Source organism: Enterobacter cloacae complex sp. SYL003 (genome assembly GCF_049236925.1).
In the GTDB taxonomy this organism is placed as follows: Bacteria; Pseudomonadota; Gammaproteobacteria; order Enterobacterales; family Enterobacteriaceae; genus Enterobacter; species Enterobacter intestinihominis.
On the sequence record NZ_JBMKJK010000026.1, the window covers coordinates 1 to 17623 of the forward strand.

A 17623-nucleotide genomic window follows, 5' to 3' on the forward strand; every position below is an offset into this window, starting at 1 on the left:
CAAACTCTTCAATTTAAGTTTGATGCTCGTGAATTAAACTTCGTAATGAATTACGTGTTCACTCAGAGACTTGGTATTCATTTAGTGTCCGGAGACATTAAGAATCCATGTCACTTTGAGTGCCCACACAGATTGTCTGATAAATTGTTAAAGAGCAGTTGCGACGCGCTTCAGCGCTCTGTCGCGAGGTGGCGTATATTACGCTTTCCTCTTTCAGAGTCAACCCGTTATTTCAGGATTTTTTCTCTTCAACCGACCGGGTAGTCTGTGAAGTGATTCACATCCGCCGTGTCGATGGAGGCGCATTATAGGGAGCCGCCGAGGAATGACAAGCGGAAAAATGCATTTTTATTTCAACCGCTCACCTTTTCACCAAAACGTCTATTTTTGGTGCTTTTTAATCTCTTTTGGCAGATCTGCCAGACTAGTTATCACCCAGTCAGCTGCATTTTCTGCTTCTGGGGTGACTGGTTTACCGGTCCGCACTAATACTTTGGTTCCCACACCTGCCGCCGCCGCTGCCTGCATATCTTCCAGTTTATCGCCCACCATAAAAGACGCGGCCATATCAATGTGCAGGAATTCCTGTGCAGAGATAAACATGCCCGGGTGTGGCTTACGGCAATCACATGTCTGACGATACGCTTCTACTGTTCCCTGTGGATGATGCGGACAATAATAGATGCCATCAAGATCGACGCCACGATCGGCCAGAGACCAGTCCATCCATTCCGTCAGCGTCTCGAACTGCGCTTCGGTGAATTTACCCCGGGCGATACCGGACTGATTAGTTACCACCACCAGCGCATAGCCCATCTCTTTCAGCTGGCGCATGGCATCTATTACGCCCTCAATAAATTCGAACTCATCAATCTCATGGACGTAACCGTGATCCACATTAATTGTGCCGTCACGATCGAGAAAAATTGCGGGTACAGATTTTGCCACCGGTTTGCTCCTGAAAAAGGCTTGTTCAGCTAGTATCTCATGAATCGCAGCGCAATAAAGTGCTCATCGCACAGAGGTGGATTGATTTAGACGTCTGGATGCCTTAACATCCATTTTGTTTACGGTCATTCCCCGTATCTGGCAGAAGAAAATGCCACGGCTAACTTACATACGATAAAAATAATCTAATGATTAAACTTTCCAATATCACCAAAGTGTTCCAGCAGGGGAACCGAACCATTCAGGCGCTGAACAACGTCAGCCTGCATGTGCCTGCTGGTCAGATTTATGGCGTCATTGGCGCATCGGGTGCGGGTAAAAGTACGCTGATCCGGTGTGTTAACCTGCTTGAGCGCCCGACCCAGGGCAGCGTAGAAGTTGGCGGCCAGGAGCTTACCGCTCTCTCAGAAAAAGAACTCACCAAAGCGCGTCGCCAGATTGGCATGATTTTCCAGCACTTTAACCTGCTGGCCTCACGCACGGTTTTTGGAAACGTGGCGTTGCCGCTGGAGCTGGATAACACACCAAAAGAAGAGGTTACCCGACGCGTCACCGAACTGCTGGATCTGGTTGGGCTGGGTGATAAGCATGACAGCTACCCGGCCAACCTCTCAGGCGGGCAAAAGCAGCGTGTAGCAATCGCTCGCGCGCTGGCAAGCAACCCAAAAGTGCTGCTGTGTGATGAAGCCACCAGCGCGTTAGATCCGGCCACCACGCGTTCTATCCTGGAACTGCTGAAAGACATTAACCGTCGTCTGGGCCTGACTATCCTCCTTATTACGCACGAAATGGACGTGGTGAAGCGTATCTGTGACTGCGTCGCCGTCATCAGCAACGGTGAGCTGATTGAGCAGGACACGGTCAGCGAAGTCTTCTCGCACCCGAAAACGCCTCTGGCTCAGCAGTTCATTCAGTCCACACTGCATCTGGATATTCCGGAAGATTATCTGGAACGTTTAAAAGCAGACGCAACGCCTGACAGCGTCCCGATGCTGCGCATGGAGTTCACGGGCCAGTCCGTTGACGCACCGCTGCTGTCCGAAACCGCGCGTCGCTTTAACGTGAATAACAACATTATTAGCGCGCAGATGGACTACGCCGGTGGCGTGAAGTTCGGCATTATGCTGACGGAAATGCACGGCACACAGGAAGAAACCCAGGCGGCAATTGCCTGGCTGCAAGAACATCACGTAAAAGTAGAGGTACTGGGTTATGTCTGAGCCGATGATGTGGCTACTGGTTCGCGGCGTTTGGGAAACGCTGGCAATGACCTTCGTATCGGGCTTCTTTGGTTTTGTGATTGGGCTGCCGGTCGGCGTGCTGCTGTACGTTACGCGCCCGGGTCAAATTATTGAAAACGCGAAGCTGTATCGCACGCTCTCTGCGCTGGTGAACATTTTCCGGTCTATTCCGTTCATTATTCTGCTGGTGTGGATGATTCCGTTTACGCGCGTGATCGTCGGGACGTCGATTGGTTTGCAGGCAGCTATTGTCCCGCTGACCGTAGGCGCGGCACCGTTTATCGCCCGTATGGTGGAAAACGCCCTGCTGGAAATCCCAACCGGCCTGATCGAAGCTTCCCGCGCTATGGGTGCGACGCCAATGCAGATCGTTCGCAAAGTTCTGCTGCCAGAGGCGCTGCCTGGGCTGGTGAACGCAGCAACCATCACGCTTATCACCCTGGTCGGTTATTCCGCAATGGGCGGCGCCGTAGGTGCTGGCGGTTTAGGCCAGATTGGATATCAGTACGGCTATATTGGCTATAACGCTACCGTAATGAATACCGTTCTGGTATTGCTGGTTGTGCTGGTTTACTTAATTCAATTCTCTGGCGATCGTATCGTCCGGGCTGTTACGCATAAATAACGTTACAAACAACACAAACTCGACGAGTTAAGGATATAACATGGCGTTTAAATTTAAGACCTTTGCAGCAGTAGGCGCACTGATTGGTTCGCTGGCACTGGTGGGTTGCGGTCAGGACGAAAAAGATCCGAACCACATCAAAGTAGGCGTTATCGTCGGTGCAGAGCAGCAGGTTGCTGAGGCCGCGCAGAAAATCGCGAAAGAAAAATATGGCCTGGACGTTGAGCTGGTGACCTTCAACGATTACGTTCTGCCGAACGAAGCGCTGAGCAAAGGCGACATTGACGCTAACGCCTTCCAGCATAAACCGTACCTGGATCAACAGATCAAAGATCGCGGCTACAAGCTGGTTGCTGTCGGTAACACCTTCGTTTACCCGATTGCCGGTTATTCCAAGAAAATTAAATCTCTGGATGAACTCCAGCCGGGTTCACAGGTTGCCGTCCCTAACGACCCAACCAACCTTGGCCGTTCGCTGCTTCTGCTCCAGAAAGTGGGCCTGATTAAACTGAAAGAAGGTGTTGGCCTGTTGCCGACCGTTCTGGACGTGACCGAAAACCCGAAAAATCTGAAAATTGTTGAGCTGGAAGCCCCTCAGCTGCCACGTTCTCTGGACGATGCACAGATCGCGCTGGCCGTTATCAACACCACTTACGCCAGCCAGATCGGTTTGACCCCTGCGAAAGATGGCATCTTTGTTGAAGACAAAGATTCCCCGTACGTCAACCTGATCGTGACTCGCGAAGACAACAAGGACGCGGAAAACGTGAAGAAATTCCTGCAGGCATATCAGTCTGAAGAAGTTTACCAGGAAGCCAATAAGGTGTTTAACGGCGGCGCGGTTAAAGGCTGGTAATCTCACCTCAGTGTAATATCATCAAGACGGGCATTTGCCCGTCTTGTCATTTGTGCGGTCAACTGCTTCAATATCTGACGTTTTGATTATCCACTGAGGAACTATTATGCGTGCTTTACCGATCTGTCTTTTAGCACTGATGCTGAGCGGCTGTTCTATGCTAAGCAGATCTCCTGTTGAACCCGTTCAAAGCACTGCAACCCCGCCAAAAGCGGAGCCAGCAAAACCGAAAGCGCCTCGCGCTGCGCCGGTACGTATTATTACTAAAGCCGACGAGCTGGTCGGTAAGCCATTCCGTGAACTGGGCGAAGTGAGCGGCGAATCCTGCCAGGCAACGAATCAGGACTCCCCTCCAAATATCCCAACAGCCCGCAAGCGTATGCAAATCAACGCGTCGAAAATGAAAGCCAACGCGGTGCTGCTGCACAGTTGCGAGGTCACCAGTGGTACGCCGGGCTGCTACCGTCAGGCGGTATGTATCGGTTCTGCGCTTAACATCACGGCGAAATGAGTTCATTTCAGTTCGAGCCGATAGGCGTTATCCGCTCCCCTTATAAAGAAAAGTTCGCCGTGCCGCGTCAGCCGGGACTGGTCCTTAACGGCGGCGGCGAGCTGCATCTTGTCGCGCCGTATAATCAGGCCGATGCAGTGCGCGGGCTTGAGGCATTCAGCCATTTATGGGTGGTGTTTGTGTTTCACCAGACCATGGAAGGCGGCTGGCGTCCTACCGTGCGTCCTCCTCGTCTGGGCGGAAATGCCAGAATGGGAGTTTTTGCCACCCGCTCAACGTTCCGACCGAATCCAGTCGGGATGTCGCTGGTCGAACTGAAAGGGATACGCTGTCAGAAAGATCGGGTGATCCTGGAGTTAGGTAGCCTTGACCTGGTTGATGGCACGCCGGTCATCGATATTAAACCTTACCTGCCCTTCGCCGAAGCGCTGCCGGATGCCCGTGCAAGCTATGCTCAGGACGCCCCACAGGCAGAGATGCCGGTTTACTTCACATCTGAAATAACGACGCAAATCAGCCAGCTGGAAAAGCGCTATCCTCGTCTGCGTGACTTTATCGTCGAAGTCCTGGCGCAGGACCCTCGTCCCGCCTACCGCAAAGAGGAAGACGCAGGAAAAACGTACGCCGTCTGGCTGCTGGACTTTAACGTGCGCTGGCGCGTAACTGATGCAGGTTTTGAAGTGTTTGCCCTGGAACCCAGGTAATTTTGTTCTCCTCTCTTTTGGCATCTTTGCCACACTGGTAAACTAAACCACTTTTTTTTGTGTCAGGCTGGTGTTTCAGCCTGTTCCAATCGTCGAAATGGAACCGTAACAACATGCGTACTAGCCAATATCTGCTCTCCACTCTGAAGGAGACACCTGCCGACGCCGAGGTGATCAGCCACCAGCTGATGCTGCGCGCCGGGATGATCCGCAAGCTGGCCTCCGGGTTATACACCTGGCTGCCGACCGGCGTGCGCGTCCTGAAAAAAGTCGAAAACATCGTGCGTGAAGAGATGAACAACGCCGGTGCTATCGAGGTGTTAATGCCGGTCGTTCAGCCCTCAGAACTGTGGCAGGAGAGCGGTCGCTGGGAGCAGTACGGTCCTGAACTGCTGCGTATTGCCGATCGTGGCGATCGTCCATTCGTCCTCGGCCCAACGCATGAAGAAGTGATCACCGATCTGATCCGTAACGAGCTGAGCTCTTACAAACAGCTGCCGCTGAACTTCTTCCAGATCCAAACCAAGTTCCGTGACGAAGTGCGCCCACGCTTTGGCGTGATGCGCTCTCGCGAATTCCTGATGAAAGATGCCTACTCTTTCCATACTTCTCAGGAATCACTGCAAGAGACCTACGACAAAATGTACGCGGCCTACAGCAAAATCTTCTCCCGCATGGGGCTGGATTTCCGTGCTGTACAGGCTGATACCGGTTCAATCGGCGGCAGCGCCTCTCATGAATTCCAGGTTCTGGCGCAGAGCGGCGAAGACGATGTAATTTTCTCTGACTCCTCTGATTACGCCGCCAACATTGAGTTCGCAGAAGCGCTGGCACCAAAAGAACCACGCGGCGCGGCAACGCAAGAGATGACGCTGGTTGATACGCCAAACGCGAAAACCATCGCCGAGCTGGTTGAACAGTTTAATCTGCCGATCGAAAAAACGGTCAAAACCCTGCTGGTGAAATCGGCTGAAGGCAGCGCTTACCCGCTGGTAGCCCTGCTGGTCCGTGGCGATCACGAGCTGAACGAAGTGAAAGCCGAGAAGCTGCCGCAGGTTGCCAGCCCGCTGACCTTCGCGACGGAAGCCGAAATCCGCGCCGTGGTGAACGCAGGCCCAGGTTCTCTGGGTCCGGTGAATATGCCTGTTCCTGTAGTGATTGACCGCACCGTTGCGGCGATGAGCGACTTCGCTGCGGGCGCAAACATCGACGGTAAACACTACTTCGGCATCAACTGGGATCGTGACGTGGCGACGCCGGAAGTGGCTGACATCCGTAACGTGGTCGCAGGCGATCCAAGCCCGGACGGCAAGGGTACCCTGATGATCAAACGCGGTATCGAAGTAGGCCACATCTTCCAGCTGGGCGATAAGTACTCGCGCGCAATGAACGCTGCCGTTCAGGGCGAAGATGGTCGTAACCAGGTTCTGACCATGGGCTGCTACGGCATTGGGGTAACGCGCGTTGTTGCGGCCGCTATCGAGCAGAACTATGACGAACGCGGAATCGTCTGGCCGGATAACATCGCGCCGTTCCAGGTGGCGATCCTGCCAATGAACATGCACAAGTCTTACCGCGTGCAGGAGCTGGCAGAGAAACTCTACGCTGAGCTGAGCGCGAAAGGTATCGACGTGCTGATGGATGACCGTAAAGAGCGTCCTGGCGTGATGTTTGCTGATATGGAACTGATCGGTATTCCACACACCATCGTCATCGGCGACCGTAACCTCGACAGCGATGAGATTGAATACAAGTACCGTCGCAACGGCGAAAAACAGATGATCAAGACGGGCGACATTCTTGATTACCTGGTGAAAGCCATCAAAGGCTAAGAAACAAAAAAACCCCGCCAGTGCGGGGTTTTTTAATGGCTATAACTTATTTGCTTTCGCAGTCTTTACCCGCAGCAAACTTCGCGTCTTTATCTGCCACCAGCGTTTTCACCAGCTCACCGCTATCGGGGTTTGGCTCCAGCGTAAAATGCCCTTCAACCGTCAGCAACACTGGTTTGCTGTCGTTACCGCGCGCGACGGCATAGTCACGCTCCAGCTGGGCATTGTTCGCCACGCTGACTTTCTTCCCGGTTGCACAGTCAGTGAAGATTGCCGCATCCGCCATGTAGAAATACATCCCTCGCATCGCCATTGGGGTTGCAGGCAGGGTCGCTTTTACCGGGGCCAGCGTGTAGTTGAACTGGGATTCAATCGGATTGCCTTCGCGATCGAGCATCTCCATCCCCTCGCCTTTGGCGCGGAAATACGTTTTATCGCCCGTGGTATCAGTCAATACCAGCTTTTCAGCCGTACGCGCCCATGTTCCGTATGTTGCAAAAGAAGACGGCTCTTTCGCCCCCTGATAGCGCTGGTTCATCACCCAGGTGCCATCTTTTTGCAGGAACAGAGAGGTTTCGATGCCTTCACAATCTGCACATGGCAATACGCCGCGCCAGCTCTGCTGCATCGGCTTCAATTCTTCGTTTTGCGTTGGCTGTAGTACCTGTGTTTCTGAACGGTTGTTACAGCCAAAAAGCGCGAACAGGCTTGTCACGGCCAGCGCTGATAATAATGCTTTTTTCACAATACATTCCTTATGAAAAAGTGTGTCCCTTTCGTCACATTACGGGTGACGGACTTTGCCACGCAGTGACTTTACGGTGGATTTCTGCGCCTTCGATGACAACCGACGTTCTTTCGATGCCCGCGTTGGACGTGTTGCCCGGCGACTTTTTTGTACAGCCGTCAGCTCTTTTATGACCGCCGCCAGTCTGGAAAGTGCCGCTTCCCGGTTCATTTCCTGGCTGCGATATTCCTGCGCTTTAATCACAATCACACCTTCACTGGTGATCAGATGATGGCTGGCGGCGAGCAGGCTTTCTTTATAATACTCTGGCAGGCTGGAGGCCCGGATGTCAAAGCGCAAATGGATAGCCGTTGAGGCCTTGTTAACGTGCTGCCCCCCTGCGCCCTGAGCACGGATGGCGGTGATCTCCAGCTCGTGATCAGGGATGCTGACGTTTCGGGACAACTCAATCATGATACGGGCTGCCAGGCCGTGAGATGAATTTCCAGATTATTCTGAGAATCGGAAAGCCAGATGGCGCCGTCCTGAATCGTTGCCTGAAGCGCCATTGTCCGGCTGGCGAATGCGCTCAGCTGTGCCAGTTGTTCATCATCCAGATACCAGACGGTAAGATTTTTGAACTGCGCACATTTATTTTTGTTTTGCTGCCACCAGATCTCCGCCGCGCGCTGGTTATAGGCAAACAACGCCACTTCAGCTGACTGGGTGCACGCCTTTTTGATCCGGCGTTCATCCGGCAGGCCAAGCTCAATCCATAAATCGATACCCAGATGATCGTTGCGCAGCCAGGCTTCCGGTTCATCTTCCGCGCTTAAACCACGGGTAAATTGCAGACGCTCGTCGGCATACTTAATCCACGCCAGCAGGCGCAGCATCATGCGCTCCTGGGTTTCAGAAGGGTGACGCGCCAGCGTCAATGACGCATCCAGAAACTGGTTACGGTCAAGATCCGCCACATTGACCACAGCTTTATAAATTGTCGCTTTCAGCGCCATGAGAGAACTCCTTTCGAATCAGGCGTACATTGTAGCGAAAACCGCAGCAAAAGGCTGTTACGAGGTGGTGGTACCCCGTTATCAAGGCGCTGATATTGCTAAAATGAGTATGGTATAGTCACCTTGCTAAACCGAGTTTAACTTCGTAGGCTTAATGATATCTCACAGTAAGTCAGTACGCTGGCAGGAGGTGATGTGAATAATTATTGTGAGTTGATTCGCAGACGGTATGCGGAAATTGCCAGCGGAGATCTGGGGTACATCCCGGATGCGTTGGGCTGTGTATTGAACGTGCTGAATGAAGTGGCCTCTGATGAGAGCCTTTCTGAATCGGTCAGGGAAAAAGCAGCGTATGCTGCGGCGAATTTACTGGTGAGCGATTATGTCGATGAATGATACCTATCAACCCATCAATTGTGATGACTATGACAACCTCGAACTCGCCTGCCAGCATCATTTAATACTGACGCTGGAGCTAAAAGATGGCGAAGTGCTAAAGGCAAAGGCCAGCGATCTGGTTTCCCGTAAAAATGTGGAATACCTGGTTGTGGAAGATGCAGGTGCAACGCGTGAGCTACGCCTCGACAAAATTGCCAGTTTCAGCCATCCGGAAATCGGCACCGTCGTGGTAAGCGAATCCTGATAACCAACGGGCAGCCAGGCTGCCCGTTACGCTTTCCATTCAAAATTGACACCCGCTTCAGCCCACCCTTCCTGGGTAATAAACACACCTGCCGCCGCGATGAGCGTGTCGCCGTAAAACAGAAGCGGCGTGGTATCACGTCGCCAGGGCGGAACGTTCTGTTCCTGCCAGATTTTCTTCAGTTTACGCCCGCCGTTACGCCCAACGATATGCAGCATGCCGCTGGCCCTGAAGCGTATGGTGACGTTCTCGTCCGGCTCAGGTAGACGCACATTGCCCGAATGGCTTAACGCAACGACACCGGCATTCAACGGTAGCGTTAATGCTTTTTCCGGCGACGGCCAGTCAAGCACAACGTCAGCCAGCGACGGCACAGATTTCACCCACCAGAGTTGCTCTTTATAGCGCCTGACGTCATAACCATTCAGGCGTATACACGGTGCGGCATCTTCCCGCGCCTGTGCAACTTCTTCCCAGATACGGTTGAGCATCGCCCGGGACGGCATAACCGCACGGTGGGAAGCCAGCCAGCGACGAATCAGAGCAGCCCGACGCACGGGGCTCATCACTTTCAACGGCGCAATGTTAAGGGCACCGTCAGCGGTAGTCAGCGTATTCAGCTCCCCGCTCAGCAACTCATCCAGCAAGCTTTCCTGTTCAGCACAAAGCATGGCACTTCTGGCCACCGCTTCGGAAAAATGGGCCCAGCGCTCACTCAGCAGCGGTAAGACGCGCAGGCGCAGGAAGTTACGGTCGTAACTGTCGTCCTGATTGCTTTCGTCTTCAATCCAGCGCAGATGATGTTGCTGCGCCCAGGCTTCCAGTGATGCGCGCGTCTCACCCAGTAGCGGGCGGATGAGCTCTGTTTCAGCAAAACCAGCACGCTCAGGCATGGCGGATAAACCCGCAGGCCCGCTGCCCCGCTTGAGCGCCAGTAAAAACGTCTCGCACTGGTCGTCCAGATGCTGCGCGGTGACCAACGCTTCTCCAGGCTGTAACGCGCCGGAAAACGCGGCGTAGCGGGCTTTGCGCGCCTGCGCCTCAATACCCAGCCCTTCATCCTCAAGCGTGACGCGTTCAACGATTAGCGGGATCGCCCACCCTGAGCACACCGCTTCGCAGTGCGCCACCCAGTCGTCGGCATGGGGGCTTAAGCCGTGATGGATATGCATCGCCCGCAGCTGGACGTCAGGCTCACGGTCGCGCCAGAGCTTAAGACGGTGCAGCAAAACGGTGGAATCCAGGCCACCGCTGAACCCCACCAGCAGCTGGCGGTAGGGTGAAACGGCGTGCGCGATAGCGGGTAAGGTCATAGGAAATTACACATAAAAAATGCCCGAACTGAACGGGCATTATCACACATGACGGCGATTACTGCTGATAAAGCTCCAGCGGCAGCCCGTCCGGATCGTTGAAAAAAGTGAAACGTTTATCGGTAAAGGGATCGACACGAATCGCTTCACAGGCCACGCCGTGGGCTTCCAGATGCTTTACCGCGCTGTCCAGGTTATCGACGCTGAAGGCCAGGTGGCGCAGGCCGCAGGCTTCCGGGCGCGAAGGACGCGCTGGCGGGAAAGGAAAAGAGAACAGTTCAATCACATATTGTCCGTTTAACGCCAGATCGCCTTTCCAGGAATCGCGCTCCTCGCGGTAGGCCTCGCTCAACAGCGTAAAGCCGAGAATGTCGCAGTAAAAGGCCTTACTTTTCGCGTAATCGGTGGCAATGATCGCAATATGATGAACAGCTTTTAAACCCAGCATAGTTTCTCCTTTTTATGGTGCCCTGAACGTTACAACCGACAACCCGCCCCTGGCAAGCGGCCCCTTTTATTTTAGGACTCTCACCCAGTACACGCCGTTATCATCGCGTTTCGCACCGTGAATATCCGTCTCAAAGCCCGGATAGTGGCGCCCTATCGAACAGAGCATCAGCAGGAAATCGAGCACCGCCCGGCTCTCCTCGGTGATCATCTCGCCCGGCATCAGCAGCGGTACGCCCGGCGGATAAGGCAGGATCATGTTGGCTGATACCCGCCCGACCAGGTTCTCCAGCTCAATGGTTTCAACCTCCCCTTTCACCTGGCGCTGCCACGCCCTGTGCGGCGTCAGCTTCATTTCAGGCAGAACATCAAATGCCTGCAGCATCAGGCGCGGCAGATCGTGCTGGCGGATCAGCCTGTGGATCCCCTGGGCCAGATCCTGAATACGCATATTGCGGTAGAAGTCAGGATCTTCCGCGTAGAGATCCGGCAGCATATTCTTCACCCGCAGGTTAAGATCGTATGCGCGCTTAAACTCCATCAGTCCGCGCAGCAGCCCCATCGCGCGGGTTTTATCGATCCCGATACTGAACAGGAACAGCAAATTATAGGGGCCGGTTTTCTCCACCACCACGCCGCGCTCATCAAGGAACTTCGCCACCAGCGCAGCCGGGATCCCTTCCTCACCCATCACACCCTGCTCATCCATGCCCGGCGTCTGGATCGTCACCTTAACCGGATCAAGGAACATGTGGTCTGCATCAGCATCCCGAAAACCGTGCCAGTTCTCCCCCGGCGCGACGGGCCAGCATTCTGCTTCATCAATCTCTTCCGGCTGCCAGATATCAAAGAACCAGCCGTCCGCTTCATCTTTAAGACGCTGAACTTCTTTGCGGAAATGCAGCGCCCGCTCCACCGATCGGTTGATCAGGCGTTTACCCGGATTACCGCGCAGCATCGCCGCCGCCGTTTCGATGGACGCCACAAGCGGGTAGCTGGGCGACGTGGTCGTGTGCATCATGAAGGCTTCGTTGAAGGTGTCCTCGTCGTACTCACCCTTGATGTGAATGAGAGACGCCTGGGAAAACGCGGCCAGCATTTTGTGCGTCGACTGCGTCTCGAAGAACACCTTGCCCGGCACCCGCTCGCCGCTCATCCCACTTTTACCCGAGTAAATCGGGTGGAAATTGGTGTAAGGCACCCACGCGGAGTCAAAGTGAATCGACGGCACGTCCAGCGTCTGCTTGATCCAGTTCGTGTTGTAAAGCAGCCCGTCATAGGTGGAGTTGGTGATCACCGCATGCACAGGCCAGCTTGCCTCGGGGATCTCCGCGATCTTATTTTCAATGGCTTCATGCGCGAACTCACGGCGAGGAATGCCGCCGAGGATCCCCAGCGCATTACGCGTGGGAGACAGCCAGAGCGGCACGACGTCACTCATCATCAGCAAATGCGCCAGTGATTTATGGCAGTTCCGGTCAATCAGCAGGGTGCTACCGGCAGGCGCGGCATACATGCCGACGATCTTGTTCGATGTCGAGGTTCCGTTGGTCACCATGTAGCTCTGCTCGGCACCAAAGGTCCGGGCGATGTACTCTTCGGCTTCCAGATGCGGGCCGGTATGATCCAGCAGCGAGCCCAGCTCGGTCACTGAAATCGACACGTCCGCCTTCAGCGTATTGCCGCCAAAGAAATCGTAGAACAGGCACCCTACCGGGCTTTTTTGATAGGCCGTTCCCGCCATGTGGCCTGGCGTACAGAAGGTGTACTTCCCTTCATTCACATAGGTGAACAGCGCACGCGTAAACGGCGGGGTGATGTTATCAAGGTATTCGCCGGTGTACTGCTGAATGCGGGTCGCAATGTCCTCGGCAACGCCGAGTGAGTATTCGAAGAACCACAGCGCCATACGCATATCGTGGGCGCTGACGTCCATGGTCGAGTGAGTGTTGATAAAGGCGTACAGCGGAAGATATTCGTTGAGCTTATTGATCTCGCTGCACAACTCCATGTCGTATTCGTCCCAGTCGAATATCACGCCACAGATGCGCGGATTGTGTTCGATGAATTTCAGCAGGTCGGCGCTGTTTTGCGGCCAGATTAGCTGATATCCGCGTGCTTTAAGGGCTTGCTCCAGCTCCTTGATGGGTTCGTCTTTATAAAAGACGCCGTGTGGCCCCATGATGGCAATGATGTTCATGGATTACCTCCTTGAAAAACATCAGATAAGCATAGTTAAGGTAAACGGCAGGTATAAAAAAAGCCGCAACAATGTGCGGCTTTTAGGATAATTGTGAGGCTTACGCGTAACCGTAGGTCATCAGACGCTGATAACGACGGTTGAGCAGATCTTCTGTGCTCAGCACGTCCAGATCCGCCAGATCTGCCAGCAGCTGCGCTTTCAGGGAAGCAGCCATCACTTCCGGCTTACGGTGCGCACCACCCAGCGGTTCAGGGATAACGGTGTCGATCAGCTTCAGCTCTTTCAGACGTGGGGCAATGATGCCCATCGCTTCCGCAGCCAGCGGCGCTTTATCGGCACTTTTCCACAGAATGGAGGCACAGCCTTCCGGAGAGATAACGGAATAAGTGCTGTACTGCAGCATATTCACTTTATCGCCCACGCCAATTGCCAGCGCACCGCCGGAACCACCTTCACCGATAACGGTACAGATGACCGGCACTTTCAGGCGAGACATCTCACGCAGGTTGCGTGCGATGGCTTCAGACTGACCGCGCTCTTCTGCGCCAACACCCGGGTAAGCACCCGGTGTGTCGATGAAGGTGATGATTGGCATATTGAAACGCTCAGCCATCTCCATCAGACGCAGGGCCTTACGGTAGCCTTCTGGTGCTGGCATACCGAAGTTACGACGGATCTTCTCTTTGGTTTCACGGCCTTTCTGGTGACCAATGATCATCACCGGACGTCCATCAAGACGCGCGATACCGCCGACGATAGCTTTATCGTCAGCGTATGCGCGGTCGCCTGCCAGTTCGTCAAATTCGTCAAACGCCAGGCGGACATAATCCAGGGTGTACGGACGCTGTGGATGACGCGCCAGCTGGGCGATCTGCCATGCGCCGAGATCGGCAAAGATTTTGCGCGTCAGTTCTACGCTTTTTTCACGCAGACGATGCACTTCTTCGTCGATGTTAATATCCAGTTTTTCATCCTGACGGCTTACGGCTGTCAGAGAATCGATTTTCGCTTCCAGCTCTGCAATCGGCTGTTCGAAATCAAGGAAATTCAGACTCATAGTATTCCTGTATTAGTCAAACTCCAGTTCCACCTGCTCCGAACCAATGAGGCCACGGAGATCGTTCAGTAAACGATCGCTCGGAGAGACACGCCACGTTGCACCAAAGCGCAACCGCGCACGTGCATCCGCCCTCTGATAGTAGAGATGTACTGGAATGGTCCCCGAGCGGTGGGGTTCCAGAGACTGACGGAGTCGGTTTAAAAGCTGGTCATCAATTTGCCTGTCCGTCAGCGAGATAGCAAGCCCGCGAGCATATTTTTCACGGGCTTCGTCAATGTCCATCACTTCGCGGGCGGTCATTTTAAGCCCCCCGCTGAAGTCATCAAAGCTGACCTGTCCGCTGACGATAAGTATGCGGTCTTTTTCCAGCAATTGCTGGTATTTATCCAGCGCGTCGGTGAACAACATCACCTCCAGACGCCCGGAACGGTCATCCAGGGTACAGATGCCGATACGATTGCCGCGCTTGGTGACCATTACCCTTGCAGCAATCACGAGCCCCGCAGCCGTGGTGATTTTACCACGTTCTGTCGGATGCATGTCTTTAAGCCTGTGGCCGCCGACATAGCGCTCAATTTCTTTCAGATATTGGTTGATCGGGTGTCCCGTCAGGTACAGGCCTAACGTCTCACGCTCCCCATCCAGCACCACCTGTTCTGGCCACGGCTGGCAGTTGGAATAGGACTGCTCGATCTGCTCTGGCTCTTCCGCCAGCACACCGAACATATCCGCCTGACCAATGGCTTCCGCTTTAGCATGCTGATCGGCCGCTTTCAGCGCATCGCCGAGCGAGTTCATCAGCGCGGCGCGGTGTGGCCCCAGCCGGTCAAACGCACCGGACATGATCAGTTTTTCCAGCACGCGGCGGTTCAGTTTTTTGGTATCGGTGCGGGCGCACAGGTCGAACAGCTCACGGAAATAGCCGCCGTTGTTACGCGCTTCGATGATCGCCTCGATCGGCCCCTCACCCACGCCCTTGATCGCGCCGATCCCATAGACGATTTCCCCGTCATCGTTGACGTGGAAATGGTACAGGCCCGAGTTAATATCCGGCGGCAGGATCTTCAGCCCCATGCGCCAGCACTCATCCACCAGGCCAACCACCTTCTCGGTGTTGTCCATATCGGCGGTCATTACCGCCGCCATAAACTCAGCGGGATAGTGAGCCTTCAGCCACAGCGTTTGATACGACACCAAAGCATAAGCGGCGGAGTGGGATTTGTTAAATCCGTACCCGGCGAATTTCTCCACCAGGTCGAAGATTTTCATCGCCAGTTCGCCATCGACGCCGTTTTTCTTCGCCCCATCTTCAAAGATAGAACGCTGCTTGGCCATCTCTTCCGGCTTTTTCTTACCCATCGCACGACGCAACATATCTGCGCCGCCAAGGGTGTAACCAGAAAGCACCTGGGCGATCTGCATGACCTGTTCCTGATACAGGATGATGCCGTAGGTTGGCTCCAGTACCGGTTTCAGGCTTTCATGCTGCCACTGCACATCCGGATAAGAAATCTCTTCGCGCCCGTGCTTACGGTCGATAAAGTTATCTACCATCCCCGACTGCAACGGGCCCGGACGGAACAGAGCCACCAGCGCGATCATATCTTCGAAGCAGTCTGGTTGCAGACGCTTAATCAAATCTTTCATGCCGCGGGATTCAAGCTGGAAGACGGCTGTCGTCTCGGAGCGTTGCAGCATGTCGAAACTTTTCTTGTCATCAAGCGGGATAGCCGCGATATCCAGCGGCGGCTCGCCGTTCTTCTCACGGCGGGCGTTGATCATCTCCAGCGCCCAGTTGATGATGGTCAGCGTACGCAAACCAAGGAAGTCGAACTTCACAAGCCCGGCGTATTCAACGTCGTTCTTGTCGAACTGGGTGACCGGATGCTGGCCCGCTTCATCGCAGTACAGCGGCGCGAAGTCGGTGATTTTGGTCGGGGCAATAACCACGCCCCCCGCATGCTTACCGGCGTTACGCGTGACGCCCTCCAGCTTGCGCGCCATGTCGATCAGCGCTTTCACCTCTTCGTCGGCTTCGTAGATTTCCGGCAGCTGAGGTTCAGCTTCAAAGGCTTTCGCCAGGGTCATGCCCGGATCGGGCGGCACCAGCTTAGAGATTCGATCGACAAAACCGTAGGGGTGGCCCAGAACGCGGCCCACGTCGCGGATAACCGCTTTCGCCGCCATCGTACCGAAGGTAATGATCTGTGAAACCGCATCACGACCGTACATATCGGCCACGTGCTCAATCACCTGGTCGCGTTTTTCCATGCAGAAGTCGACGTCAAAGTCGGGCATGGAGACACGTTCCGGGTTGAGGAAACGTTCGAACAGCAGGTCGAATTCCAGCGGATCGAGGTCGGTGATTTTCAGCGCATACGCCACCAGCGAGCCGGCACCTGAACCACGGCCCGGGCCAACCGGTACGCCGTTATCCTTCGACCACTGGATGAACTCCATTACGATCAGGAAGTAGCCAGGGAACCCCATCTGGTTGATCACCTGGAGTTCAATATCCAGACGCTCGTCATATTCAGGACGCTTCTCTTTACGGACCGCTTCATCCGGGAAGAGGAATTCCAGACGCTCTTCAAGGCCCTCTTTCGATTTCATGACCAGGAAATCTTCCGTGGTCATGTCGCCCGTCGGGAACTGCGGCAGGAAATATTCGCCGAGACGCACGGTGACGTTGCAGCGCTTGGCAATCTCTACGCTATTTTCCAGCGCTTCCGGGATGTCGGAGAAGAGCTCACACATTTCCTCTTCGCTGCGCATGTACTGCTGCGATGAGTAGTTGCGAGGACGTTTCGGATCGTCGAGGGTGAAGCCGTCGTGGATAGCGACGCGAATTTCATGCGCGTCAAAATCGCCCGCCTCAAGGAAGCGCACATCGTTGGTGGCCACCACAGGCAGGCCACGCGCTTCCGCCAGTGCGACGGCCGCATGCAGGTAGCTCTCTTCATCCGCACGCCCGGTACGGATCAGCTCCAGGTAATAGCGATCCGGGAAATACTCTTCGTAGAACGAGACGCACTGATCCACCAGCGCGTTGTTACCGCGCAGCAGACATTTGCCAACATCCCCCATACGGCCACCGGAGATCAGCAGCAGACCTTCGTTCAGCTCCGCCAGCCAGTCGCGGTCAATCCATGGACCCAGCGCGCCGTAGCCGCGCTGGTAGGCTTTTGAGATCAGCAGAGTGAGGTTCTGATAGCCCGTGTTATTCATGGCTAACACGGAAATTTGCGTCATCTCATCGCCGAGCAGGTCGCTCTGCACGTGGAAATCCGCGCCGACGATGGGCTTTAATCCTGCGCCATGCGCCGTTCCGTAGAACTTCACCAGGCCACACAGGTTGGTAAAATCGGTGATCGCCAGCGCAGGCATGCCAAGCGAGGCCGCCTTCTTTACCAGCGGCCCGGTCTTTGCCAGCCCATCGATCATGGAGTAGTCGCTATGCACCCGCAGGTGTACGAAACGTGGTTCAGCCATCTTCA

At 54.6% G+C, this 17623-nt stretch carries 17 protein-coding genes; 8 read left to right on the forward strand and 9 right to left on the reverse strand.

Going from position 1 to position 17623, the window contains the following annotated elements; translation table 11 throughout:
* Positions 1–381: 381 nt before the first annotated feature.
* Positions 382–948 carry a D-glycero-beta-D-manno-heptose 1,7-bisphosphate 7-phosphatase gene (gene gmhB / locus ACOT1A_RS22195; RefSeq protein WP_022647122.1) on the reverse strand — a complete coding sequence of 189 codons (567 nt, stop codon included), beginning with the start codon at positions 946–948 and terminating at the stop codon, positions 382–384.
* Between the two features lie 188 nt (positions 949–1136).
* Here gmhB and metN point away from each other — a divergent pair, with 188 nt between their 5' ends.
* From metN to proS, 6 genes are all read left to right on the forward strand, one after another.
* Positions 1137–2168: a methionine ABC transporter ATP-binding protein MetN gene (gene metN, locus ACOT1A_RS22200; RefSeq protein WP_023299376.1), complete on the forward strand. Its 1032-nt coding sequence runs from the start codon at positions 1137–1139 to the stop codon at positions 2166–2168.
* A complete protein-coding gene (locus ACOT1A_RS22205; RefSeq protein ID WP_003856130.1) occupies positions 2161–2814 on the forward strand; it encodes a methionine ABC transporter permease MetI in 654 nt (217 codons plus the stop codon). The genes metN and ACOT1A_RS22205 overlap by 8 nt, the downstream gene beginning before the upstream one ends.
* A gap of 40 nt (positions 2815–2854) precedes the next feature.
* Complete coding sequence (metQ, locus tag ACOT1A_RS22210) at positions 2855–3670, forward strand: methionine ABC transporter substrate-binding lipoprotein MetQ (RefSeq protein WP_006810023.1); 816 nt, start codon at positions 2855–2857, stop codon at positions 3668–3670.
* Between the two features lie 106 nt (positions 3671–3776).
* Positions 3777–4181, forward strand: coding sequence for an Rcs stress response system protein RcsF (gene rcsF / locus ACOT1A_RS22215; RefSeq protein WP_003856133.1), 405 nt, complete (start codon positions 3777–3779; stop codon positions 4179–4181).
* Positions 4178–4885 (forward strand): tRNA (N6-threonylcarbamoyladenosine(37)-N6)-methyltransferase TrmO, encoded by a 708-nt coding sequence (tsaA, locus tag ACOT1A_RS22220; RefSeq protein WP_023299375.1) that lies wholly within the window; start codon positions 4178–4180, stop codon positions 4883–4885. The genes rcsF and tsaA overlap by 4 nt, the downstream gene beginning before the upstream one ends.
* 113 nt (positions 4886–4998) lie before the next feature.
* Positions 4999–6717, forward strand: a complete 1719-nt coding sequence (gene proS, locus ACOT1A_RS22225; protein ID WP_063926286.1) for a proline--tRNA ligase — start codon at positions 4999–5001, stop codon at positions 6715–6717.
* Between the two features lie 46 nt (positions 6718–6763).
* Here proS and nlpE read toward each other — a convergent pair whose 3' ends face one another.
* From nlpE to ACOT1A_RS22240, 3 genes are read right to left on the reverse strand one after another with little or no spacing between them, the layout of a single operon-like run.
* Entirely contained in the window at positions 6764–7462 is a 699-nt protein-coding gene (nlpE, locus tag ACOT1A_RS22230) for an envelope stress response activation lipoprotein NlpE (protein WP_006810026.1), read from the reverse strand.
* A 39-nt stretch (positions 7463–7501) separates the two neighbouring features.
* On the reverse strand, positions 7502–7918 hold the full coding sequence (arfB, locus tag ACOT1A_RS22235) for an alternative ribosome rescue aminoacyl-tRNA hydrolase ArfB (protein WP_022647119.1): 417 nt from the start codon (positions 7916–7918) through the stop codon (positions 7502–7504).
* Complete coding sequence (locus ACOT1A_RS22240) at positions 7915–8460, reverse strand: YaeQ family protein (protein WP_022647118.1); 546 nt, start codon at positions 8458–8460, stop codon at positions 7915–7917. Before ACOT1A_RS22240 ends, arfB begins: the two co-directional genes overlap by 4 nt.
* Before the next feature lie 195 nt (positions 8461–8655).
* Between ACOT1A_RS22240 and ACOT1A_RS22245 the strand changes: the two genes are divergently transcribed.
* Positions 8656–8856, forward strand: coding sequence for a YaeP family protein (locus tag ACOT1A_RS22245; protein ID WP_003856146.1), 201 nt, complete (start codon positions 8656–8658; stop codon positions 8854–8856).
* Positions 8843–9103, forward strand: coding sequence for a Rho-binding antiterminator (rof, locus tag ACOT1A_RS22250; RefSeq protein ID WP_003856148.1), 261 nt, complete (start codon positions 8843–8845; stop codon positions 9101–9103). The genes ACOT1A_RS22245 and rof overlap by 14 nt, the downstream gene beginning before the upstream one ends.
* A gap of 26 nt (positions 9104–9129) precedes the next feature.
* On the opposite strand, the gene tilS is transcribed toward rof, so the two are convergent.
* The 5 genes from tilS to dnaE form a co-directional block, all read right to left on the reverse strand.
* Positions 9130–10416, reverse strand: coding sequence for a tRNA lysidine(34) synthetase TilS (tilS, locus tag ACOT1A_RS22255; RefSeq protein ID WP_105323027.1), 1287 nt, complete (start codon positions 10414–10416; stop codon positions 9130–9132).
* A gap of 58 nt (positions 10417–10474) precedes the next feature.
* On the reverse strand, positions 10475–10864 hold the full coding sequence (locus tag ACOT1A_RS22260; RefSeq protein ID WP_045308085.1) for a VOC family protein: 390 nt from the start codon (positions 10862–10864) through the stop codon (positions 10475–10477).
* A gap of 66 nt (positions 10865–10930) precedes the next feature.
* On the reverse strand, positions 10931–13063 hold the full coding sequence (locus ACOT1A_RS22265) for a lysine decarboxylase LdcC (RefSeq protein ID WP_276170385.1): 2133 nt from the start codon (positions 13061–13063) through the stop codon (positions 10931–10933).
* A gap of 100 nt (positions 13064–13163) precedes the next feature.
* Positions 13164–14123 carry an acetyl-CoA carboxylase carboxyl transferase subunit alpha gene (accA, locus tag ACOT1A_RS22270; RefSeq protein ID WP_003856154.1) on the reverse strand — a complete coding sequence of 320 codons (960 nt, stop codon included), beginning with the start codon at positions 14121–14123 and terminating at the stop codon, positions 13164–13166.
* Positions 14124–14135: 12 nt separating this feature from the next.
* Positions 14136–17618 carry a DNA polymerase III subunit alpha gene (gene dnaE / locus ACOT1A_RS22275; RefSeq protein ID WP_017694479.1) on the reverse strand — a complete coding sequence of 1161 codons (3483 nt, stop codon included), beginning with the start codon at positions 17616–17618 and terminating at the stop codon, positions 14136–14138.
* Positions 17619–17623 lie beyond the last annotated feature (5 nt).